This window comes from Mycobacterium sp. (assembly GCF_049280035.1).
Lineage (GTDB): Bacteria > Actinomycetota > Actinomycetes > Mycobacteriales > Mycobacteriaceae > Mycobacterium.
On record NZ_JBAPPI010000707.1, the window covers coordinates 1 to 22,154 of the forward strand.

A 22,154-nucleotide genomic window follows, 5' to 3' on the forward strand; every position below is an offset into this window, starting at 1 on the left:
CGTCGGTGACGTCGCGCGCCACTCCCAGCGACGGCCGACAAATCCACACAAGGACAACCAGTCGGCGTCAGTCGAGGTCAGAGTCAGACCGCCACCGGCAGTGACGCACCCCCATGCTCTCTGTCGACATCGCAGTCCAGCGCCGGCCGGTCACAGCCGGGGAAGCGGCAGGTCAGATCCCGGCAGCGGACGAAGTCTGCCAGCGCCTGCGAGGGCGTGTAGCCGGCCTCGGGTGCGGCGTCGCCAGGATGAACCAGCGGGACCAGCTTGGCTGACTTGGCCAGCTCGGCGATCACCTCGGCGGGGATGAGCGCATCAGCGCCGAGCATCGACCCCGCCGCCGGCGCGCTGCCATCCATGCTGGCCTTTTCGGCGACGACATGAACCACCACCGCACCCGGCACCGGTGCCCTGCCGGCGGGGCAATCGGGTTGGCCGCAGCCACAGGCCAGCCGATCGGCTCCAGCGGCTAATGCCCCCATCGCATCGGCGCGACGCTGGTTGCGGGTACGCGGATCACCGGCACATACCGTGGCGGCCAACGCATCTAGCCGCGCGTCCACGGCATGGGCATCGGTGCTCAACAGCCGGCCGAACACCTCAGTCAGGCCGTCGCCGCTGTCCCAGATCGACAACTCCCGATCGGCCTGGCGCTCCCGGCGCCGCCGGACCGCATCACGATCAGCGCGGGCCACGATGCGGTCCACCTGGGCGGCCAACCGGCCCCGCGTCAGCGCTGGCCAGCGCGGCACCGCCACCGCCAGCTGCGCATCGACAGCGGCCAGCACCTCAGCATCGGTGATCAACTCGGTGCGATAGACAATGGTCTGAAACGTCCGATAGTCGATGTCACCGGCGACCAGCAGGGCGCCCACCCGCGGCAGCCGCAACCGCATCGTCCGCGCGTAGTCCAGGTAACTGGCCGCCAGCGCCTGAGTGATACCCAAGGCCGCAGCCACCTCGGCGGTGATCGCCTCCTGGGTGTCGGTGCACCACGTCTCCCGCTCACCAAACCGACGCAACCACAACACATCCAGCTCATCGATCACGGCCAGCCGCTGCCCAGCCGCCCGGTTTTCCGCCCGCGCGGCGGCACGCAACCGCCCGATGACCTCGGCCGACGACCCTCTATCGAACATACATTCGAGTATGCCACGGCCCCCCGACAAAACAGCGCCGGTTGCCGGGCGTGCGTTAATGTTGCCTTCAGCTTCGATCCACTGGGCATTGGACGGCGACCCAACACCGTCGCCGAATACCTGATACGCCAGGCTGAGGTCGCCGCACGATGCGTATGACGTTTCCGCCACCGCATGAGCGTACTGCGGGTCGGCACCCTGCCCCTGTTTATTGGGCAGAGGTCTAGTTTCTAAGCGTGTTCTCAGGTAAGGTGCGCGACATGCTGTGAGGTGCATCGCGGCTGCTGGTCTATCAGAAGGATTGAACGGCCATGCAACAACCACTTCGCCCCTATGCCATCGCTGGAGTCGCCCTGGTTGGTGCAAGCCTGATCACCGTCCCCCCGGTCGCACCGCCGCCACGGAACGTTCAAGTCCGCGCGATACAGCTTGTTGACACCGCAGATTCGCCGCTGGGGGACGGCACGGCGTTAGTCTTCGGCCCCAGCGGTGTCCCGATACCGCCCCCGCAATTCCTGGATGCCGCCGACACGCTGTATCTGCAGCCACTCGGCTTCACCGGCACCGCCCAATCCGAGTTCGAACCTAATGGGGCGTATCCGCTGACTGGTGTCAAAAGCCTGGGATTCGGCACGTCGCTGGGTCAGGACCAGCAGATCATGGCCTCGGATGTTGAAGGCCAGATAGCCGCCGGAGGGGTGAGCCCCGGGAATCCCGTCGTGGTTTTCGGCTACTCGCAGAGCACGGATGCCGCGTCGCTGATCATGTCGGATCTCGCCCAACAAGGCGTGCCCAGTGACGATGTGCACTTCGTGCTGGTCGGCGATCTTCAAAATCCCAACGGCGGGTTCCTGAACACCTTCGATTTTCCGGCCGGGAACACCTCGGCCTTCACCGCTTTCGACGGCCCCTTCCTACCCGCGACACCATCTGATCTCTATCCGACCGACATCTACACCCTCGAATACGACGGTTTCGCCGATTTCCCGCACTACACGACCAACCTGTTGTCGGACCTCAACGCCGACGCGGGGGTTTTTTTGGCGCACTTCTTGTATCTGGATCTCACCCCCCAAGAGATCAACAGCGCGATTCTGTTGCCGGGATCTGAGGCGCTCACCGGGGTAGGGCTGACCGACTACTACATGATTCCCAACGACAACCTGCCGATATTGGAGCCGCTGCTGTTCATCCCGGGAATCGGACAGCCGCTCTATGACCTGCTGGAACCCGACACCCGGATTCTGGTGAACCTGGGCTACGGCAGCATCACCGAGGGCTGGAATCAGGGGCCGGCGAATGTGCCCACCACTTTCGGGCTATTCCCCGACATCAACCAGACGCAACTCTCCGACGCACTGAGCAACGGCTGGCAGCAGGGAGTCACCGACGCCCTGCACGCTATTCAGAACCCGATCAGCTACCCAGACCAGCTCGCGCCGTTGCTGCCGTTCGCGAACTCGTTGTACACAATTGGGTTTGCTCCGGAGAACCCGTCGTTTACCGACGTCGTGGATGGTTTGCTCAAGCTCTTCGCCTTCCCGGTTTCAGACGTGACGCTAAGCTCGCCGCCGGCAGACATCATCAACGACATCAGCAGCACGCTCTCGTACGAATATTCCTCGACGCTCCCCTTTGCAGACGCAATCAATGTGTTGCTCACCAGTCTCCCGGCATACGACGCGAACATCTTCACGGATCAGCTCGACGCCGGTAACTTCCTGAACGCGATCCTTGATCCGATATCCGCCAACACCGCACTGGTTCCTTACGACCTCATACTCGGCGCCGCACCCGCCCTGATCGCGACCCTAGGTACCGCGGTCAACCTTGCGGAGTTGTTCTCGTAACCGCCCACCGCGGGCGCTTATGTGGCAATCCCCTGAAACCAGCATCATCGCGTTGACTTCGCGAGCTGGAGGACGGCGTCGGCGATCTCTTCGGGACAATCTTCCTGCACGAAGTGCTTGCCCGGCAGCAGGATAGCGTCATCGAGCCCGGCCGCCAGTTGCGCTTGGACGCCGTAACGGCGCCACGTCAGCATGCGATCGCGCACCCCCCACACAACCTGCACCGGATACGGCTTGCCGCGCAACGCCGCCAGATAGTGATGTTGTTTGTCGGCGGTCGCCTGGAAGCCCCGCATGATTTGCAGGAAGGCCCGACCGCCGTCGTCGCCGAGCAACAGCGGTACATAGCAAGCGATTTCGGCAATCGGCACCCGGCGAGTTACCCCGAGGGCCCGCATCAAGGCCACGAAGATCCCGGGTAGCTGCATGGATTTCAGCCACGCCTCACCCACGACCGGATGCGCAAACGGCTCCATCACCCAGGGCCGGTGAAACGACTCGACGGCAATAGTCGTGTTCAGCACCGTCAGGGATCGAACACGGTCCGGCTCGGCTGCGGCGACCTCGAGACCGATCGGACCACCGATGTCGTGTACCACCAGGTGGAAGCGATCCAATTCCAGTGCGTCGATGGCGGATCCGAGCCAGCGGCCCAGCCCGGTCCAGCTGTAGTCGGCGTGCGCGGGACGCTCGGCGAGACCCAGCCCGGGAAAATCGACAGCGATACCGCGCAGTCCGCGGGCCGCTAGCGCGGGCACCACCTTGCGGTAGAGGTAGGCCGAAGCGGGCACCCCGTGCACGCACACCACCGCCTCCCCATCGCGAGGACCCTCGTCGAGCACGAATGAGCCGATGCCGCCGGCGGTGAACACCTGGCCCGATGCGCGGTACCGTTCCAACAGCGGCGTCGTCACGCCGTGGCCAGCCGTAGCAGTTCGTCCACCGACCACTGATCGTCGGCGTGCTCGCCGTACTTGCGTGCAACTACCGCGCCGTCTGGGGCGATGAGGAAATCGGCCGGCATGCCCAGGTGATTCTCCGTGGGCCCCAAGCTGCCGGCGAGTGATCGCGCTGATCGCGCCTGCCGCATGCTTCGGCCGACGGCACGCGCCACGTCTCGGTTGAGCACCCCGCGTATGGAGTTATGCACGCCGAACTCGTCGTAAAGCTTGCGATCGGGATCGGCCACAACGGCGAAGGGCAGGTCGGCCTGGTAGCGGCGAAGCCGGTCGGCGGAGGAATGAAAAACCACCACCTCGGCGACGCCGGCCGTGGCGATTTCGTTGTGCCGGGATGCCACCTCGTGCATGTGCAGGCTGCAGATCGGGCAGCCGGCGAACCGTCGGAACTGAAGGTGCACGAGCCCGTCGGCGGCTGGAAGCGCGACCGCAGCACCCTCGATCGTTGTCAACGTGCGCGCCTTGACCTTGTCACCCGTGTTCAGCACAGCACCCTCCGTTATTGAGTCGATCAACTCCGTACCTTGGATCTGAAGTATTGAGTAGACTCACTTCAAATGTCAAGCACTACCGAAGCCAGCCCCCGGCGCCCCGGACGCCCCGCGCAGTTCGACCGTGAGAACGCGCTCAGCGCGTTGCTCTGGCTGCTGTGGAGCAAGGGCTACGACGCGGCCACCCAGGAGGAGATGCTCGCCGCAACCGGGCTGTCCTCATCAACGCTGTACCGATCGTTTGGCACCAAGGCCGACATCCTGGAGGCGGCATTGGCGCGATATCTGGCGTGGGCCGACGAAATGTTCGCCCCGCTGGAGCATGGCCGCCGGGGGGTGGCGGACGTGCACGCGTTCTTCGACCACATCCGAGCACTGCTCGACGGACCCCTGAGCAACGCCGGATGTCTGGTGTGGAACACGATGCAGAATGCGGTCAACGGCGACCCGCGCATCAAGACCCTGACCGAACGACACATGCAACGGCTGCACCGGGGATTGACCGCGGCGTTGCAGCGTGCCGTCGACGCCGGGGAACCACTGCCGTCGGCGCCGGAAAGTCTTGCCGACGCCCTGCGCGCCGGGGTGGTAGGCGTACAGGCACGCGGGCGGGCCGGCGAGATCGAGGACGCGATCACGCTGCTCGACGGGCTGCGGGCACTGCTGGGCCGCCGTGAGCCTTAAGGCGCAGAGAGCCGGTTGTGAGGTAGCCCGCAATCGGCACTACGACGGGGCCACTGTGCAACGTCAGCGGTTGCTCAGCGTGGCGGCCGTGATCGCGGGCGCTGTCACGGCGGGCTTCGGCGTCATGCAGTTGATATTCAGTCACAGCTTCGGGTACATCGGGTTTGTCAACCTTGGCACTGCGGCCCTCTACGCGGTCATCCCATCGTTGTATCGATTCGGTGAGCTGGTCGCGCCACTCGCTTTGATCATGGTGGCCTATCTGTCGATGACCTTCGTGTGCTGGCACTTAGGCACCGGCACCGGCGTTCAGTTCTACTTTCTGATCACAGCCGTGGCAGCTGTGATGGTGGTCGGCATCGAGCGCATCGGGCTGGCCATCGCAGTCGGTGCCATCGGTGTAAGCCTTGTTATCGCACTCCAATTCACCGTCCCGCGTGATACCGGCGCTGAGCCCGCATGGTTCGTCACGGTGGGATTCGTCGTCAACACCATCGCGGCCGGTGTGCTGGCAGTCGCGATGGTCTGGTACGGGCTACGGCAGATCGCAAGCGCTGAGGCGGCGATGGAACAGGAGTACGCGCGATCTGAAGCACTGCTGGCCAACATCCTGCCGGCCACGATTGCCGAACGCCTCAAAGACCGCTCCGGCTCGCTCATCGCCGACAAATACGACGACGCGTCCATCCTTTTCGCAGACATAGCCGGCTACACCGAGCGGGCCAGCGACACCTCACCGGAAGAGTTGGTCGCCTTCCTCGATACCCTCTTCACCAGCCTGGATGCGCTGGTGACCCGGCGCGGTTTGGAGAAGGTCAAGACCAGCGGCGACGCGTACATGGTGGTCAGTGGCGTCCCACAACCACGTCCCGACCACCTTGAAGCACTGACCGACCTCGCCCTTGACATCGCGGATACCGTTGCCGGACTGACTGATTCGCGCGGGCGCGCCGTGCCGCTGCGGATCGGCCTGGCCAGCGGACCCGTGGTAGCCGGCGTCGTCGGCTCGCAGCGGTTCTTCTACGACGTGTGGGGTGACGCCGTCAATGTCGCATCGCGGATGGAGTCCACTGCGGCTGTCGGACGTATCCAAGTGCCGCAGTCGGTTTACCAGCGACTCAGCGATCGCTTTGTGTTCGAGGAACGCGGTGATGTCGACGTCAAAGGAAAAGGCGTCATGCACACCTGGTACCTGGTCGGCCGAAACGGTCAGCGCAAGCAGGGCACTGCGAGTCGAGAAAGCGCCGCCACGGGTGCTTAAGGCTTGAATCCCAGATCGTGCAACGCATCTATGCAGCCGCTCATCCAGTCGGCCGGATTGGGAGGTTGCGGCCCTCCACTGATCTCGAGTTGGCAGACCGTGCCGGTGTCATAGCCGCCCTGTTGCATCTCGTTCTTGAGGAAATTGCGATTCCTTGGATCCGAGTAGAACGCGTGCTCGGTGTTGTAGCCGTCCTGATATGACGGGCTATGGGTGGGGGCCAGAGCGCAGTGGCCGGCGGGGCACTCCGGACCCGCGCCAGCCAGTGACGCCGAGCCAATCGCAGCTGTGGCGAGACTTGCCGCGACGAGAGTCGCACGGAAGAGCATGCGTCCAATTCCTCTGTTTGACACTTCTGCCCACAGAGTATGCACCCGCCTCAACTGGCAGGGCTGCCGACCTCACCCGCGAGCGCGCCGAACCTCGACCAGGTAGGCCGCCCAGAGCCCGACCGTCAGCAGCTCAGCGACGAAGTCAACCACCGCGTGCGGCGACGGCTGCCATCCTTGCTCGGAAAACGCGAAAAGCCCGACGGTGCGCGACAACGCGAACGCAACCAGTGAGCCACCGGCCAGCATGGCCGCGGCCCACCGAAGCCACGCCGGCCCGCCGAGAAGGATCAGCGCCGCGACGGCGAACGAGACACTGGCCTGCACCACGAAGGCAGTGCCGATCATCGGAATGTGGCGGTAGCCATGGATATAGAGATAGGCATGGCTGATCCCGCTGATGGCCAGTGCCACGGCGATACCGATTCGCATGATGACTCCGGCGAACGTCATTGCAGTGTCCGTTCTTTCAACGCAAGAGCGCTTTGGCCTCGGGTGTAGCTCACCTCGCGGATGCCCAGCGCGTCATGCAATTTACCGGCCGGCAGGGTGACCGGCTTGGGCGCCGGGCCATCACCTGGGTGTGGCAGCGGATATGCGGTCGTGGTTCCGCTGTAGAACGTCACGTTGCCTTCGGTTTTGGAAAAAACCTGGTGCACATGGCCGTTGAGGCAGGTGACTGACGAGAAGCGGCTTAGATGACTCAACGCCTGGGTGGCATCGTCGGTGCCCCAGCCCCAATCCGGATACATGGCGAACAGCGGGATATGGCTGAACACGATGATCGGGGTGTCACTGGGGAGCGGCGCGACGTCTTTAGCGATGAAGTCCAGCTGCTCGACACCGAGGTGCCCAAGTTTCTTCAAATTGAGCGTGTTCACCAGCGCGATCACGTGCACACCGGCGATGTCGAAGCTGTACCAGCCATCACCGCGGGTTCCAGCGCCGAACACGCTTCGGTACTTTTGGCCCGCATCGTCGACCGAATCGTGCTCACCCGGCACAGTGAAGACGTGCGGCGTGCGCAGCCCGGTCATCATCTGTTTGGCCTGATCGAACTGCTCGGGGGTGGACAGGTGGGTGAGGTCACCGGTGTGAATGACGAAGTCGGGTGGGTAGCCGAGGTTGTTGATCCGATCGATCGCCTGGTCGAACGAGCCGGCGACATTCGGATTGGCCTTGCCGGAGAAGCCGATGTGGCTGTCGCTGACTTGAGCGAATCGCAGGGTGGGCCGGCCTTGAACCCGCGCGGCTTCGGCGGTGCCGGCGACGTGGGAGATGACTTCGCCGCCGACCACCGCCAGGCCGACTGCTGCGCCGAACCATGCGCTGTGCCGGATGAGCTGGCGGCGGCTCATCGCGTGCGGAGCGTCGGTCATTGCGTCACAACCACGGTGGCGTGCATGTACGGGTGGATCGAGCAGATGTAGTCGAACTTGCCCGCGGTCGGGAAAGTGTGGGCGTACGTGGCCTGCGAGGCCATTCCGGGTGAGTGAAACGACCCATCACTCGCAGCGATCGTGTGGGGTTCTTCATCGTGGTTGGTCCAGGTGACCGTGCTTCCCACCCGGACGGTCAGCGTCGCGGGCACGAAGGCGAAGTTGTCAATGCTGACCGCGTCGCCTGCTACCGGCGCTGCCGGTAGCGGCGGCGACGCCGCGGAAGACCCCGTGCCCGCCGGAGCACCCGGCATCGACGGCATTCCGCTCATGCCCGGCATTCCCGGCGTGGCCCCGCTGACCGTGCCGAGGGTCGCCGACGGAGAAGTCCCCGATGGCGCCGATGAGCATCCTGCCAGCAGCAGCACTGCCAGCAGCACAACACGCGCGCCCTGATGTCGTCCGGGCATAACGTTGCACCTCCATCGGTCGGCGAGGACCCAAGAAACTACGCACTGCCAACAGATAGGGCGGTGGGTTACAGGACGTCAGGTCGGCTCGTTGGGGCGCGGCGGAACGAATACCTCGATTACGCCATCCTGTTCGCGAACCATCAACCTGGGCAACGGCTTCGGCGCGATCGGCAATTGATGGGTCAGCACCTGGCCGGCGGGGGAAAACGATGTTGAATGGCACGGGCAGCGCAGCCGGTCGTCGGGCGCGTCGAACCACAACCGGCAGCCCTGATGGGTGCACACCCCCGACACAGCTTCGGGCTTGCCGTTGACACGGCGAACGAATCCGACAACCGAGCCGAGGTCGAATGGGCGCACGACGCCGTCGGGCACCTCTGCGCTGGCTGCAACCCGCTGCCAGCGCCCGATGTTTGGGGTGAGTTCGCCGGAGTTGTACTTGTTGTCGCCGTCGGCGACCTGCCCACTGTCGATCAGCGCTCGATCGATTGACACCGCCGCCACCGCGGCGGCCGCGGCAGCCGACGTGCCAACGATGACGTGCCTGCGGGTCGCCCCGGGTTTTCCCACCGGCTGTGCGGTGTCATCCATTTGCGCGGCAAGACGGTGGCGCAGATCGCGGAGAAATTCCTCTCGCGGCGCGTCACTGCCCAGCCGTGCTGCCTGTAGATCGATGGCCGTTCGGATTTGCGCGGCTTCGAAGTCATCGGGCCGGAACGGCTTAGGACGACGACCCCGCAACAGATCGTCGACATACCTGCGCAAGCCGCGCGCGTTCATGGTTCGTCCTTCTCGTTGACCTGTGCGGCCAGCCGCAATGCCCGATGCTGTAGCACCTTGGCGTTGGCGACGCTGACCCCGAGTTCGGCAGCGGACTCTTTGATCGAACGGCCTTGCAAGAACCGCAGTTCCAAGACCCGCCGATAATTGTCCGGTAACCGCTCGAGAACCTTGGCGACCCGCTGGGGAGCGGTGCTGATCGCCTCGTCGCCGTCGGGCGGTTGCTCCATGTCGTCGTCGATCGAGGTGATCTCGCGTCCCAGTGTCTCGCGCCAATGCGCGGCCAATACCGTTCGCGCGGTGGCTCGTAGGTAAGCACGGACCTCGCCGACGCTTGCCGTCAACCGCAGGGGTCGCAGCGCAGCGAGGAAGACTTCGGCGGTGAGGTCCTCGGCATCGGCCCGGTTGCCCACCCGGGCGAAGATCGTGCGATACACCCAGGTGGCGTTGTCCTGGTACACAGCCTCCCAGTTGGGGTAGCCGCCGTCTTTCACCACCCGCAAGGGACGCGGGCCGACGGGTTCGCCGTGTGCCGTCACATATCGCCTGCCTGTTCTTCAGCGCGTGGCTGCGCCACAGAATAGTGCCCTGTCACAGGTCCATACCGACTCGGGTTACACCGCGGCTGGTTAGGCCTTGATCGCCTCGACGAAGTAGCCGCGCGGCGCCCCGGGCATGCTGAGCGAGTCCACGTCGTGGCCTGGACACGTGCGCGGACTCCCGTCGGGCGGGTGCGGTGACTCAAGTGCCGAGCGAAAGTTCCTATCGGACAAGGTCTATCGCCACGATGACCGCGGGATCGTCGGGGCCTAGTCCTTCGGCTTGCAGGGCTTGGCGTTCGTTGTCATCCACACGCCGACGTCGTTGTTCGGGACTTCGTCGCGAGGCGGTTGCTCCACCGCGATGGTTTAACCCGAGCACCGGACAGTGGAGCGCACCGCTCCAAGAATCCGCCAAGGCGTCTACCGCAGCCTTAAGAGAGGCATATGATCTCATCCCCCGGATACAGCTTTATGCTGCGGCTCCGGGAGCTTAGGGGGTTGGGGCGATGTGGCGGCAAACTGTCAGGGTTCGGCAAGTTCCAATTCGTCGCCTTTGTTCTCGGGATACCGATAGCGGTCGTCACGGCCGTACTTTGCACGATGGCAAGCCAGCAGGTTACGGCCGCTGTACAGACCTTCCTGGGTGTCTACTTCGCCTACATGGTGGTTGGGGTTGTCCGCGGCTCACGAGAACCGCAACCTCGCGCAATCAACCGGTGCTGAAGTGGCCGGCCATCTTGGTGGGGCTCCTCGCGTCGGATGAGTTGCTTCGAGGCTGGATCTTTCCTGGTGGCGCTGATCGCCTATGAGGCGGTCGGGTGGGCGTACAGCGGCGTCGGCCATCTGCCAGCCCTTCCGTGGGCATAGCGGTCCAGAACTCCGATCATCACAAATCCACCAGGCTGAATCGAGGCCACGATGACTGACGAACCGCAGGAGGCACCGACCCCGCCCGCAGCCGGCCGGGCGGCTGTCCCACAACCCCGAACCGGTGACTATCCGCCGCACCAGCAGCACGTCGGCGCCCAGCCAAGTGAACTGCCGTCGTACGGCCAGCCGAGCGAGGGCATCGCCGTGACCACGCACATCTTCGGGTTCGAGACAAAGTTCATCACACCGAAGATTTTCGTCGACGGCGACGAGATGCCCGCCATCCGGTGGGGCCGCACGGTGGTACCGGCGCGGCCAGGCCAGCACCACGTGCACGTCCACCTACCGCGACCGTGGCTTTCTTGGCCCGCGCCGCGGCAGATCGGGCCAGCCGACACCGTTGTCGAGGTCGACCCTGGCAGGCTGGTGGAACTCGAATATAGGGCGCCAGTGTGGCAGTGGAGTCCCGGCTCGCTCGGCGCGGCACCCCAAAGTCACAACGGCGTCCGCATCAGGAACAACGTGAATCTTCTCGGCGCGCCCCTGATCATCATGATGCTCACGAATAGGTGGTTGGCTTGGCCGCTCTGGTCTGTTGTTCTTGCCGTCGGCATGGTTGCCGTCCAAGTGGTCGTAATTTTTTGGCGGCCGGGGGCCCGGATCGCCGCGATCGTCGCGATCCTGGCCGCCGTGGTGGGGTTAACAGTTATCTATCACAGCGGCGCGCGCCGATCGTCCACCACCTCGCAGCCCTCCACCACGGTCACTCCTGTCGCGTCGGCCGCGCTGGAGGGGCTGTTGCTCAGCCCCGACCAAATCAACACCGCCATGGGCGCCACCGGGATTACGGTCAAGCGAAACATCGCCGCGATGCTCGACGATGCCAGCGCACACGTGCCGGACAAGGCATGCCTACCCCTGTTATTCCCGGCGCAACCCGCGGTCTATGAGGGCAGTGGATGGACCGGCGTACACGGCCAGGGGCTCTCCGAGCCCGGGGGGATTTTGAATCATCGTGTCTTTCAGTTTGTGGTGTTGTTTTCCTCCGCGCATGATGCGGGCGCGTTCTTCACTGCTTCCGACCAACGCTGGTCGGCTTGCGCCAACCGGCAACTCACGTTCACCGCGGCGGGCCAACCCGATCAGGTGCGCACCGTGGGGCCAGTCTCCAATACGAACGGCACCCTGAGCGCCACCACCCAACCCCTCGGGGGCGGCAATGATTTGTTGACCTGTCAGCGGGCGCTGACCGTGGCCAACAACGTCGCCATCGACGTCAGTGTGTGCAGCCACAGCCAGTCCGATGCCGCGGTCAACATCGCGCATCAGATCGCCGCCAAAGTACCCATCTAGACGGGCCGCCGGTTGTGAACTGCACCAACGCTGGTGCGCGGTACTGGGATTGAATTTGAGGCACGCGAGGGCACCTCCCCTGTTGTCGTTTTTGCGAGCAGAATCGCTTACGGCTGTGGTTGATTGGTCGTCGTGCCGGAGTTACCACCACCTGGCAGCCGCGGCACAGCCGGCTCTTCCCGCAGAGCGGGCACAGGGTTTTCGTGTGGAATCGAGACATGTTCGTGTGAGCATGCCTTGAGCAACCCGCCGGCGGCACCGCAACTGGCACCGGTGATGAGCACTGTTGCGGGCATCACTGCGAGCAGCAGAACCTTACTTCTCGGGATTCGTCGCTTCGGTGCTCGTGTCACCATGCTTCGCCTAACTAGCGGGAGAGAACGCTGCTGTCTGGGTAGCCAGCAGTCAAGCAGCTTTGCTGCGAGAAGTCACCGCTTTCTTCCAACGCCACGCGCGGACGATTAGGCAAACGCGGCCACCAGAACCAGCGTCCCAGAAGCGCCACCAACGACCGCATCAGGAAAGTCCGGACGATCAGCGTGTCCAGCAGCAGCCCGATTCCGACGGGTATGCCGACTTGCTCGATGCTGAGTACCGTGCTGCCGGCCAGGGCGAACATCGTGATTCCGAAGACGATGCCAGCGGTGGTCACCACCCCGCCGGTACCGGCGAACGCGCGGATGACGCCGGTGCCGATCCCGGCCCGGAGTTCTTCGCGGATCCGCATCGCCAGCAGCAGGTTGTAGTCGGCCCCGATGCCGACCAGCGCGATGAACGCCATCGGCGCCACCGCCAGTGCGTTCGCCGTTACTCGCGCACCTGGCGAGTGACGAGGCCTTTAGTGGACCGGGAATCGATGATGCACCGGGAATCGACGTGCTCACCTATGCGCTCGTCGCCGTAGTACACGCGATACCCCTCGATGACTGTGTTGTCGCCACCTGAGTGCTCTTGAGTGACACTCGTTGTGCCGTCCGCCGTTCGCGTGACGGTGAACCACTGACCGGACTCGGGATGTTGGATCGTGTCGCCCTCCTGGATCTCGGCCAGCGGCACCTGCTCTGTTGCATGTTCCGAACTCATTACGCCTCCCGGATCGTCGGGGTGGTTGGCCGGGTCCGGCGATCACCTTAGGATTCTCCCGCCAACGGCACGGGTCAGTCCCGGCTTTACCGCTGCTGCCCGCAAACTCTCAGGTCGGCGAGTTTCGATCGAGTCAGTCGCCGCCGTTATCGTCCGTTGCTGCCACCGCAATTGGGGTTCGCCGGCTTTGACGGCCATGCGCAGGCACTGACGTCGGTCGTGCTACCGGAGCCTCCTCCGCCGAACACGCCGTAGGTGTCGCCCTGGGTCCCGGTGTAGGTGGCGCCCCCGCTTCCTCCCCAGCCACCTGAACTCACGACGGTCACCACCCAGCCCTTACCTTGCAGCGCGGTCTTGTACGCGTCCAGAACGTCGGTCCCCGATCCGTTGACCAGGAAATGGATGTGGATGCCGTTGTCCGGAATGGAGGTAGGGCCGTCGGTGCGCTGAGTGTTCGCCGGTGTGGGTATCAGCGATTGCAATTGCGATGCCGTGGCCGGCGACGTTGTCGTGGTGCCCGAGTTAGAAGAACTGCCGCAAGCCGGCGCGACGAGACCGATCACCATCGCCACGGCTACCGAGATGTAAGTGTCGCGGCTCATGCTCGCTACCTAGATCCCTATCCAGACCCACTGCCCATGGCCGCCATCCCAGACCGGGCGGAGCTGCAGCTGCTGCGCCCACGGCGGCGGTGGAGGGGGCGGCGGGATGTCCGCCGGTGCGAATGACGGCACATATGCCGGCTTGGGTGCGTACCAGTCGGGCGGGGGCGGTGGTGGTTTGCACTCGTTGGTCAAGACGTTGCGGGAAAAGTTGGGGTCGCATCCTGCCCAGCTGACTCCCGGCGTCGCGACCATCACAGCCGCCAACGGAAACAACGCGACCGCAACACCTGCGGCCAGACGGCGAACGAACCTCGTCACGCAGGCCTCCCGAGATGGACCCGTCGGTAGATATTGGCTTGCTTGAGCTTATGCCCTATTACACCGCGTGGATAACAAAGTCGCCGATCCATGAGACATCAAGGGCTGAAATCTTGTCGTCACGGGTAATGATGATGTCGATACCCGTGTATCGCGGCGGTTCGCCTGCGGGTCCAGAACCCCAGTCAACACGTCCGCCGTCCTGTACTGCTATCGGCGCGTTATGTGGGGTGTAAACATAGCTGGGATGGCTGGCGCGCAACTCACCGCAGATTCTGTCGAGTGCGTCGTGCCCGTGGTACTGGTCGATAGGTAGGTTGACCACGCAATCTTTGGTGTATAGCTCCTCGATAGCGGAGCGTCGGCGCCCGGGATCGCCTTCACCAAAGACTTCCTGCAGATTACGCAACAACAGCGTTTCGATGATGTTCGACATAATCATTCCCTTGGTTGGAGGCGAACCGCGCTTACCAGGACTCCCCAGAGCCTTTGCAGCCTAACTGCATTCGTCGTCGATTCCGGGTGGTCATGCTCGCAGGCCGCAGACGCTGCGATCCAGTCGGGCAACGTCCACGCGACCGCAAAGGTTCGAAGATAGCAGATTAGGCGAAGGCGTTCTCGTCCACGGATGTGCCTGAACATCGTTGCAGCACAATTGGTTTCACCGAACAAATGATGGTTTCGGCCCTTTCCTAGGGTTGCCCTTTACTGCTTGGTGCCGGTCCAGTCCCATTTGCATTCATCGGTGATTTGTTGGCCGTGGATGACGGTGCGGCCGCCTTCGTTGACGAAGGTGCCCGAAGTGGTCGTTCTTCCATCCGGTTCGGTGACCGAAAACGATCCGTCGGCGTTCACGGTGCCAGTGGTAACGCCATAGGTCAGCTGATTGCCGTGATGCGTGATGGTGAGTGTGGAGTCATGGTACAGGTATAGATAATCCCTTCCGGCGCAGATAGCGCTCAGGTTGTGCCGCAGATAGGTGCCGTCGATATCGTCCAGCAGCGTATGTCCGGTCGTGGACGGCGCGCTCGTGGCAGGCGCGGGCACGGGTGCGGCGACCGGTTCGGTGTGTGGGGTGTCGTTGGTGCCGGTGGTGCCGGCGGGCCGGTTGAAGGGCTGTCCGGTGACGATGTCGACGAGGACGAAGTTGGTGATAGCCGCGGTGGTGGCTAGGACCTCGGCGAGAGCACCGGAGCGGTAGCCGGGCCATGGTGCGCCAACGAGATTCGGCGCGCCTCTCAACGCGACCGGTGCAGTGAGGGGGCTACCACTTAACCCGCGGACGCGGGGCACCCCGTGGGCGTCGACGAGCACCGCGGTGCCCGCTTCAAAGACCGATTGCACGGTGGTGGGGTGGGCGCCGTCGAATCCGTGGTTGGTGATCCGGCTGTCCAGCCGCAACGCCATGGGGGTGAGTTCGTGCAGGTACGTGGGGATGTCGGCGACGGTAAGCGGGCGTCCGCCGCTCCAGTACACGGTGTTGTCGGTGTTGAGCGCTTCGACAAAAGCGCCGGCCTGGGCGGGATGCGCGCCATAGAAGTCGATCATCTTGTCCCGGTCGACTCCGGCGTTGTTGTCGATGCCGCCATAGAGGCCGTCGCGGTCGGCGTGCACCGGCTGGGTCTCCACGGTGGCCCCATCGCCTTGCGGCTGCAGGGTGGGCGGCGGCTGGGTGTTGGTCGGCGGCGGCACGGCAGCGGGCGGCATGAACGCGTTCGCGCCGGGTTCGGTGGCCCCGGTGAGCACCAACTCCCCACCGCTCGCCTTGGAATGACAAGACGTTACGCCGCCACCTGCCGCTGCGATGAGTAGGACCACCACCGACGCGATCAACCAGTTGCGCTTCGACCGGGTCGCCGCTGCGATGATTGCTTCCCGCATTTTGCTTTCCTACCGCGTCTGGATTCCTGAGTTGGAGATGGTGAAGCCGCGGCCCGAGGCGGTGGTGCAGGTGACACCGTCGGTTTGGGACACGCAGGTGAACGGGCCGTGGTTGGCGCTTTGGCCGTAGCCAAGGGTCGGAGTGCCGATCCCCGGGTTGCCCTCGCAGCCTTCACCGGTGCAGGGTGTCAATGTCCCGTCAGCGGACAGGTGCACAGACTGCGGCGGCGTGAAGGTTTGGCAGTAGACGATGTCTTCCATCTCGCAGCTGATGTTGCGTGTCGGGGATAAAAAGGCATACGTATCCGCGGTGGCTAGTGGTGCGAAAACCACTGCGGCGGTGGCGATTCCCGGTCCTATTAGTGCGATCTTTATCATGCTGTTGTTCATCGTGTCTCCTTTGATGTCAGTAGTGCTTAGGCGCCGCAGTAGTAGTTAGTGGCGTCGTTGCTGTTGCAGAACGGGAAGCCCTGATCACCGCCCGCTATCGAAAGCTGAAGTCCCTTTCCGCCGCCGACCAGCTTGATTGTCACCGGCCCGCCGATGGGATGTTTTGGATCTGAGGCAGCGGTGATGGTCCCGGTAGCGGTGTCGCCGGATACCGACGTCAGCGTGAAGTCCACGGTGCCTGTCTTGCCGCAGCCAGCCGCGGGTGCGTCGGGACAGGTCGATGTGTCGGCATACGTCTCGTGGCCGTTGCCGTTGGGTTGGATGTTCAGGCCTTCCTCGTGGGCATGCCAGGAACCGACGAACGGGGCCAGCCCGGGTACGTCGGCGGCAGCCGATGGCGCGAAAAACAGGGCAGCGATTGCTAATCCGGCCAGTGCGATCTTGTTCATCTTTTTATTTCCGTTTCTACGAATCAGAACCGATTGACGGTGGTATCGCTGCCGATGAACATGCCGTGCCCCGTGCCGTCGTTGGTGAAGCGAATACCGTCGCCGCCCGCCACGACGGTCCAGCCCTGGATGTGATAGGTCTGGCCGGGGACGAGAGTGTCAAAAGGGGGATGGTTGTAGCCGACGCCGATGTTCGCGCTCCGGTAGCTGAATTGTCCTGCCGCGGTGACGAATGCCTGATCGTTGTCCGCCGAGGCTTGGACGAAACTGCCCTGGCAGATGACATTGGGGCCGACCCCCGGATCGGCGTCATCGGAGCCGATCTCGCAGAGCATCTGTGGCGTTTGGGTTTTCACCTTCGCGTCGTGCCCTGCGGTGGGATCAGCGCTGGCCATTGGTGCAAATGCTAGTGCCGCGCAAGCGATTCCGACTAATGCAATCTTCCTCAAGTCACTTCCCGTTTCCTGTCGTTGTTAGCGGCGCTTGGGCGGGCAAACGTGCTTTCACCGTTGTGTGGTGGCGGTGCGCAGGCCACTCTCACGGGTAGGGTGCTCCGGACGTCTTGGAGGATTCTTGGAAGATTTGTTGGCGAATTGTTGCCGCGCACCGCATTGCCGGGCTGTGCACCGTCACCGTGGCTCGACGTCGTTGAGCCAGCGCTGCAACCAGGAGTGTGTTCATTAGCTCACCGTCTTGGTCACCTGGATGGCACGGTTTGCGGGTGGCCGTGCCGGTAACGGAATCACCGGAATCGCCGGGGCAGTTGGGCGCATCAATCCGCACACAGATGCCGCCGAATCGCCCCATTGACGATGCTCTGAAATTAAAATGTTGGAGATCCGACGGTACGCCCGCCTAGAGACTTAGCATGCGGTTTTGGAGAAATTTTAATGTAACTTGCTGGCGAACCACTGAGCTGATTTAGATTGTCTGGCTTAACTAATCGAGAATCGAACTAAGTTCGTATGATCCCTTTCTCCGACGGCATTCCGCCACGCCGGTTCCCGGTCGTCAACGTCACGCTGATCGTCGCGAACTTCGCGGTGTTTCTGTTCTATGAGTTACCGAACCAAGACGCGGCGATTAATCAGGCGGCGTTCTATCCATGCGATGTCACCAACGCCTGCCACCTGGGCATACCTTGGGTCGTCAGCTGGATCACGTCCATGTTTATGCATGTCGGTTGGGCGCACATCCTGGGCAACATGCTGTTTCTGGTGATCTTCGGCAAGAACGTGGAGGATGCTTTCGGGCGGCTCGGCTATCTGGCCTTCTACCTCGGCGGCGGACTCGCCGCCACGATTACACAGACCGCGGTCACCCTGCTCTTCGGCACGGCGGCCGACGCGCACGAAGCGAATCTGGGCGCCAGCGGCGCGATCGCAGCCGTGCTGGGCGGCTACATCGTGCTCTATCCCAAGTCGCGCATCTTGACGCTCGTCGGCTGGATCCCGTTACGAATCCCGGCGTGGTTCTTCCTCGGCTTCTGGTTTGCGCTCCAGTTGTTCCAAGGCAACTTCGCGCTGGTCCACCCAGACAGGACCGGTGGCAGTGGTGTTGCATTCTTCGCCCATGTCGGTGGCTTCGTCTTCGGTGTGGTCGTGGTGCTAGTCATCACCGGCGCCAGACCAAATTACCTCCGGCCCGACGACCCAGCCCAAGGACGACGGCGGGCAGGGCAAGACGACCCACCGCCTACGGGCGACAGTGCTCCAACGCACTCCTAGCGCGCCAGCGGCGGCGTCGGACAGCCACGCGGCTAGCTGCCCGAATGCCCAACGCTGCGCCGGCCGGAACCGTACATGAGAGGGCCGCGCGTCCAACACCGGTGAGGATGACGAAGAACGCCAAGCCCTGCACGGTGAAGGACTCGACCCTGACGATGCGGCGGCCATCGGGGCGATCGACCTTGTCCGATGGGAACTCGCTCGGTAGTTGAGTCGCCGCACGTGCGTCCGTGCACTGCGTGCACGCGACCACAAAAGCAACAAAGTCGCACAGGTGGGCCCATGAATTCTAGAACTGTCTCAAGCGCCGCTACGACCTGGCAGAGGGCAGGAGAATGCAGTCTTAAATGGCTTAGTTCACTGGCCTCGAGGTGTTTCAGATCCTGGGCGGCACCATTCTTCCAGGATGTTCGGCGGCGCGGGCCTGGATGGAGCAGGCGCCGCGCTAACAGCGAGACGTGAAAGGCTCAGCTCATCCAGGAGGCCGGTCCGCCACCGTTGAGGTGCGGTGGGCCCTGAGGTGGCAACTAGGCCCGCCTTTCTCGGACTAGCCGTACTGCCGAATAAGTCCCCACAACTCGTCGATCGTCTTGCCTAAGTTGTTGACAACGAACAGCTCGCGGTGGCCGTCCCGCGTAACGACCGCGAGCCGCTTGCGTAGTCCTCCGCCGAAGAAATGGCCGAGGTTCACAGGCTCAACCTCGAACGCTTGGATGTCGGCCAGCCGGATGGCGACATTGTTGGCGGCCAAAGTGCGGTCGAACCGGTGAGGAGAGAACGTGAGCGTGTCACCGGCGACCCTGAGCTGGCCCCCCACGGCGCGCCCCGCGGATGACGTATGGTTCGCGCGCGTCTCCCAGCGTGGCGGCTGCCGTTCGGTCATGGTCAGGTCGCCGGTCGGGGTGCCCAGACCCACGGCCATCAGTACCAAGCCGACCACGAGGAGCATGACCCCGAGGAGCAAAAGAACATGGGCGAAAGCAAAGGTAGGGACGAGGCTAGGGAGGACGAGCCCGAGGACGATAAGGGCGATCGCGGCGATCAGCGGCCACTTCGGCCGTCGGCGTGGGCGCTGCTCCGACGGCGGTGGCGGTGTACGGATCTCAGTGGACGGCCGGTCGGCGGGTCGGGGTTGTTGGACAGGCGGCCGGTCGGGTGGGCGTTGTTGGGTCGCGGCGACGTTCAGGTCGGCGGGCTGTTGCCGCACCGCGTCCGGCGCAGGCGGGGGTGGCACCTGATCCTCACGGCGGGCGGGTGCGGGTGTGGTCGGGGGCGCGTCGGCGAGCAGGGTGGGTGCGCTGGGTGGTGCCAGCGGGGCGGTGATGGCGTCATGGGCGGCGTTGTCTAACTCGACGGTGGTGGCATAACGCTGGTCGGGGTCTTTGGCCATGCCGGTGGCGATCACCCCGTCGAGCTGTGGGGGCAGATCCGGTTTCGCGGTGGACGGTTGTGGAGGTGGGGTGTTGAGGTGCGCGGCGACCAGACGCGCCATGTCGTCACCGGCAAAGGGTGTCCGACCAGTCAGGCATTCATACAGGACACAGGCCAGTGCGTAGATGTCGGCGCGGGCATCCTCGCCCACCTGGCCGCTCAGCCGTTCGGGCGCGATGTAGTGGAACGTGCCAATGGTGTTTCCGGTCTTGGTCAATCGGGTTTCGTCGGCGGCGCGGGCGATCCCGAAATCAATCAGGTAAGCGAAGTCGTTGCGGTCGAGCAGGATGTTGGAGGGTTTGACATCGCGGTGCAACAGACCAACCTCATGGGCGGCGTGCAAGGCCAAGGCGACCCCCTCGATGATGCGCACCGCCCGCGCCGGCTCAATCGGCCCCTCGGCCAGCACGGCCTCCAAGTCGCGGCCCTCGACCAGCCGCATATTCACATACAAGCGGCCGTCGATTTCGCCATAATCGTGGATCGGGACCACGTGCGGGGTGTTCAACCGCGACGCCGCGTGTGCTTCGCGGCGAAACCGCCGCTGAAACTCCTCGTTGTCAGAGAAATGCGCGGGCAAGACTTTGATGGCGACGATCCGGTCGGTGCCGGTGTCGTGAGCGCGCCACACTTCGCCCATGCCGCCGCGGCCCAACAACTCGATCAGGCGGTAGCGACCAAACGGCGTGCCCTCCACCGGCTCACCATACGCAGCCAGCCACTTCAACGACGGGCAAACCCGCTACCGCCCTTACCACGCGCAGGGTTCGGTCTTCGGCCACACCGCGTACCCGACTTGCCATCGTTTATCAGCGGAGTTTGACCGCACGCGCAACCAGTTACTAGGATGTCCTAGTAACCCACTTTCTTCGCGTATCCGAGGGCACCCATGACCGCACAGATCACCCACTTCATCGATGGCAAGCGCACGGCCGGGCAGTCCGGTCGCACCGCCGAGGTATTCGACCCCAACACCGGCCAGGTGCAGTCGTTAGCACCCATGGGCAGCAAGAGCGAGGTCGATGCGGCGGTGGCGTCGGCAGCCCGGGCGCAACAAGAGTGGGCGGCGTTCAATCCGCAGCGCCGGGCTCGGGTGATGATGCGGTTTGTCGATCTAGTCAACCAGCACATGGATGAGCTGGCCGAGCTGCTGTCACGCGAGCACGGTAAGACCTTGCCTGACGCACGGGGTGACATTCAGCGTGGTATCGAGGTGATCGAGTTTTGTATCGGCATCCCGCATCTGCTCAAGGGCGAATACAGCGAGGGCGCCGGGCCGGGCATCGACGTGTACTCGTTGCGCCAGCCGCTGGGCGTGGTCGCCGCGATCACCCCGTTCAACTTCCCCGCGATGATTCCGTTGTGGAAGGCCGGTCCGGCCCTGGCATGCGGAAATGCGTTTGTGCTCAAGCCTTCTGAACGCGACCCGTCGGTGCCGGTGCGGCTGGCCGAGCTGTTCATCGAGGCCGGTCTGCCACCCGGCGCATTTCAGGTCGTGCACGGCGACAAGGAGGCCGTCGACGCGATCCTGACGCACCCGGACATCGCCGCGGTCGGGTTTGTCGGCAGTTCAGATATCGCCCAGTACATCTATTCGACGGCGACGGGCACCGGCAAGCGTGCGCAGTGCTTCGGCGGGGCGAAAAACCACATGATCGTGATGCCCGACGCCGACCTGGATCAGGCCGTGGACGCGCTGATCGGCGCCGGCTACGGCAGCGCCGGGGAGCGGTGCATGGCGATCAGCGTTGCGGTGCCGGTCGGCGAGCAGACCGCGGATCGGTTGCGCGCCAGGCTGGTTGAGCGGATCAACAACCTGCGGGTGGGGCACAGCCTGGACCCCAAAGCCGACTACGGCCCGTTGGTCACCGAGGCCGCACTGACCCGGGTGCGTGACTACATCGACCAGGGTGTGGCCGCCGGCGCCGACATCGTCGTCGACGGCCGCGAACGCACGAGCGATGACCTGGCCTACGGGGACGCGAACCTGGAGAGCGGCTTCTTCATCGGCCCCACCCTCTTCGACCACGTCACCCCCGACATGTCGATCTACACCGACGAGATCTTCGGTCCGGTGTTGTGCATCGTGCGCGCCCACGACTACGAAGATGCGTTGCGACTGCCGTCTGAGCATGAGTACGGCAACGGGGTGGCGGTATT

The 22,154-nt window shown here is 63.9% G+C and carries 23 protein-coding genes and 2 pseudogenes; 6 read left to right on the forward strand and 19 right to left on the reverse strand.

All coding sequences use genetic code 11. The annotated features are described in order from the left end of the window. Nucleotides 1-122 precede the first annotated feature (122 nt). Nucleotides 123-1,139: pseudogene (locus WAN71_RS22740) on the reverse strand (13E12 repeat family protein); the annotation flags it as partial. 311 nt (nt 1,140-1,450) lie between these two features. On the opposite strand from WAN71_RS22740, the gene WAN71_RS22745 reads away from it, so the two are divergent. Continuing rightward, a complete protein-coding gene (locus tag WAN71_RS22745; protein ID WP_422227496.1) occupies nt 1,451-2,989 on the forward strand; it encodes a PE-PPE domain-containing protein in 1,539 nt (512 codons plus the stop codon). Nucleotides 2,990-3,033: 44 nt separating this feature from the next. Here the strand turns inward: WAN71_RS22745 and WAN71_RS22750 are convergent, their stop codons facing one another. Continuing rightward, entirely contained in the window at nt 3,034-3,903 is an 870-nt protein-coding gene (locus tag WAN71_RS22750) for an alpha/beta fold hydrolase (RefSeq protein WP_422227497.1), read from the reverse strand. Next, nucleotides 3,900-4,436 carry a peroxiredoxin-like family protein gene (locus tag WAN71_RS22755; protein WP_422227498.1) on the reverse strand — a complete coding sequence of 179 codons (537 nt, stop codon included), beginning with the start codon at nt 4,434-4,436 and terminating at the stop codon, nt 3,900-3,902. The genes WAN71_RS22750 and WAN71_RS22755 overlap by 4 nt, the downstream gene beginning before the upstream one ends. Before the next feature lie 69 nt (nt 4,437-4,505). On the opposite strand from WAN71_RS22755, the gene WAN71_RS22760 reads away from it, so the two are divergent. After that, nucleotides 4,506-5,123: a TetR/AcrR family transcriptional regulator gene (locus tag WAN71_RS22760; protein WP_422227499.1), complete on the forward strand. Its 618-nt coding sequence runs from the start codon at nt 4,506-4,508 to the stop codon at nt 5,121-5,123. Next, entirely contained in the window at nt 5,113-6,384 is a 1,272-nt protein-coding gene (locus tag WAN71_RS22765) for an adenylate/guanylate cyclase domain-containing protein (protein WP_422227500.1), read from the forward strand. Before WAN71_RS22760 ends, WAN71_RS22765 begins: the two co-directional genes overlap by 11 nt. On the opposite strand, the gene WAN71_RS22770 is transcribed toward WAN71_RS22765, so the two are convergent. From WAN71_RS22770 to WAN71_RS22795, 6 genes are all read right to left on the reverse strand, one after another. Further along, nucleotides 6,381-6,713 (reverse strand): hypothetical protein, encoded by a 333-nt coding sequence (locus tag WAN71_RS22770; protein ID WP_422227501.1) that lies wholly within the window; start codon nt 6,711-6,713, stop codon nt 6,381-6,383. The genes WAN71_RS22765 and WAN71_RS22770 overlap by 4 nt on opposite strands. Before the next feature lie 72 nt (nt 6,714-6,785). Next, nucleotides 6,786-7,166, reverse strand: coding sequence for a hypothetical protein (locus WAN71_RS22775; RefSeq protein ID WP_422227502.1), 381 nt, complete (start codon nt 7,164-7,166; stop codon nt 6,786-6,788). After that, nucleotides 7,163-8,092, reverse strand: a complete 930-nt coding sequence (locus WAN71_RS22780; RefSeq protein WP_422227503.1) for a metallophosphoesterase family protein — start codon at nt 8,090-8,092, stop codon at nt 7,163-7,165. The genes WAN71_RS22775 and WAN71_RS22780 overlap by 4 nt, the downstream gene beginning before the upstream one ends. Then, nucleotides 8,089-8,562, reverse strand: a complete 474-nt coding sequence (locus WAN71_RS22785) for a cupredoxin domain-containing protein (protein WP_422227504.1) — start codon at nt 8,560-8,562, stop codon at nt 8,089-8,091. Before WAN71_RS22785 ends, WAN71_RS22780 begins: the two co-directional genes overlap by 4 nt. Nucleotides 8,563-8,640: 78 nt before the next feature. Then, nucleotides 8,641-9,345, reverse strand: a complete 705-nt coding sequence (locus WAN71_RS22790; protein WP_422227505.1) for a Rieske (2Fe-2S) protein — start codon at nt 9,343-9,345, stop codon at nt 8,641-8,643. Further along, nucleotides 9,342-9,884: an RNA polymerase sigma factor gene (locus tag WAN71_RS22795; RefSeq protein WP_422227506.1), complete on the reverse strand. Its 543-nt coding sequence runs from the start codon at nt 9,882-9,884 to the stop codon at nt 9,342-9,344. The genes WAN71_RS22790 and WAN71_RS22795 overlap by 4 nt, the downstream gene beginning before the upstream one ends. Before the next feature lie 921 nt (nt 9,885-10,805). Here WAN71_RS22795 and WAN71_RS22800 point away from each other — a divergent pair. After that, on the forward strand, nt 10,806-12,110 hold the full coding sequence (locus WAN71_RS22800) for a sensor domain-containing protein (RefSeq protein ID WP_422227507.1): 1,305 nt from the start codon (nt 10,806-10,808) through the stop codon (nt 12,108-12,110). A 367-nt stretch (nt 12,111-12,477) separates the two neighbouring features. Here WAN71_RS22800 and WAN71_RS22805 read toward each other — a convergent pair. From WAN71_RS22805 to WAN71_RS22845, 9 genes and pseudogenes are all read right to left on the reverse strand, one after another. Next, nucleotides 12,478-12,903, reverse strand: a pseudogene (locus WAN71_RS22805) (MMPL family transporter); the annotation flags it as partial. A gap of 14 nt (nt 12,904-12,917) precedes the next feature. Beyond that, nucleotides 12,918-13,193, reverse strand: a complete 276-nt coding sequence (locus WAN71_RS22810) for a hypothetical protein (RefSeq protein ID WP_422227508.1) — start codon at nt 13,191-13,193, stop codon at nt 12,918-12,920. Between the two features lie 146 nt (nt 13,194-13,339). Next, complete coding sequence (locus tag WAN71_RS22815; protein WP_422227509.1) at nt 13,340-13,795, reverse strand: hypothetical protein; 456 nt, start codon at nt 13,793-13,795, stop codon at nt 13,340-13,342. Nucleotides 13,796-13,804: 9 nt separating this feature from the next. After that, the gene (locus tag WAN71_RS22820; protein WP_422227510.1) at nt 13,805-14,116 is read right to left on the reverse strand and encodes a hypothetical protein; all 312 of its coding nucleotides are present in this window, start codon (nt 14,114-14,116) and stop codon (nt 13,805-13,807) included. A 58-nt stretch (nt 14,117-14,174) separates the two neighbouring features. Further along, nucleotides 14,175-14,552 (reverse strand): nuclear transport factor 2 family protein, encoded by a 378-nt coding sequence (locus WAN71_RS22825; RefSeq protein ID WP_422227511.1) that lies wholly within the window; start codon nt 14,550-14,552, stop codon nt 14,175-14,177. 269 nt (nt 14,553-14,821) lie between these two features. After that, a complete protein-coding gene (locus WAN71_RS22830; protein ID WP_422227512.1) occupies nt 14,822-15,997 on the reverse strand; it encodes a DUF6777 domain-containing protein in 1,176 nt (391 codons plus the stop codon). 9 nt (nt 15,998-16,006) lie between these two features. Next, a complete protein-coding gene (locus WAN71_RS22835; RefSeq protein WP_422227513.1) occupies nt 16,007-16,387 on the reverse strand; it encodes a hypothetical protein in 381 nt (126 codons plus the stop codon). Between the two features lie 26 nt (nt 16,388-16,413). After that, nucleotides 16,414-16,836 carry a hypothetical protein gene (locus WAN71_RS22840; protein ID WP_422227514.1) on the reverse strand — a complete coding sequence of 141 codons (423 nt, stop codon included), beginning with the start codon at nt 16,834-16,836 and terminating at the stop codon, nt 16,414-16,416. 23 nt (nt 16,837-16,859) lie between these two features. Continuing rightward, a complete protein-coding gene (locus WAN71_RS22845; RefSeq protein ID WP_422227515.1) occupies nt 16,860-17,231 on the reverse strand; it encodes a hypothetical protein in 372 nt (123 codons plus the stop codon). A gap of 570 nt (nt 17,232-17,801) precedes the next feature. Here WAN71_RS22845 and WAN71_RS22850 point away from each other — a divergent pair. Next, nucleotides 17,802-18,563, forward strand: coding sequence for a rhomboid family intramembrane serine protease (locus WAN71_RS22850; protein ID WP_422227516.1), 762 nt, complete (start codon nt 17,802-17,804; stop codon nt 18,561-18,563). A gap of 547 nt (nt 18,564-19,110) precedes the next feature. Here WAN71_RS22850 and WAN71_RS22855 read toward each other — a convergent pair. After that, nucleotides 19,111-20,691: a DUF6131 family protein gene (locus WAN71_RS22855; RefSeq protein ID WP_422227517.1), complete on the reverse strand. Its 1,581-nt coding sequence runs from the start codon at nt 20,689-20,691 to the stop codon at nt 19,111-19,113. 192 nt (nt 20,692-20,883) lie between these two features. On the opposite strand from WAN71_RS22855, the gene WAN71_RS22860 reads away from it, so the two are divergent. Continuing rightward, nucleotides 20,884-22,154 (forward strand): CoA-acylating methylmalonate-semialdehyde dehydrogenase (locus WAN71_RS22860; protein ID WP_422227518.1); only part of this gene is annotated, 1,271 nt, incomplete at its 3' end.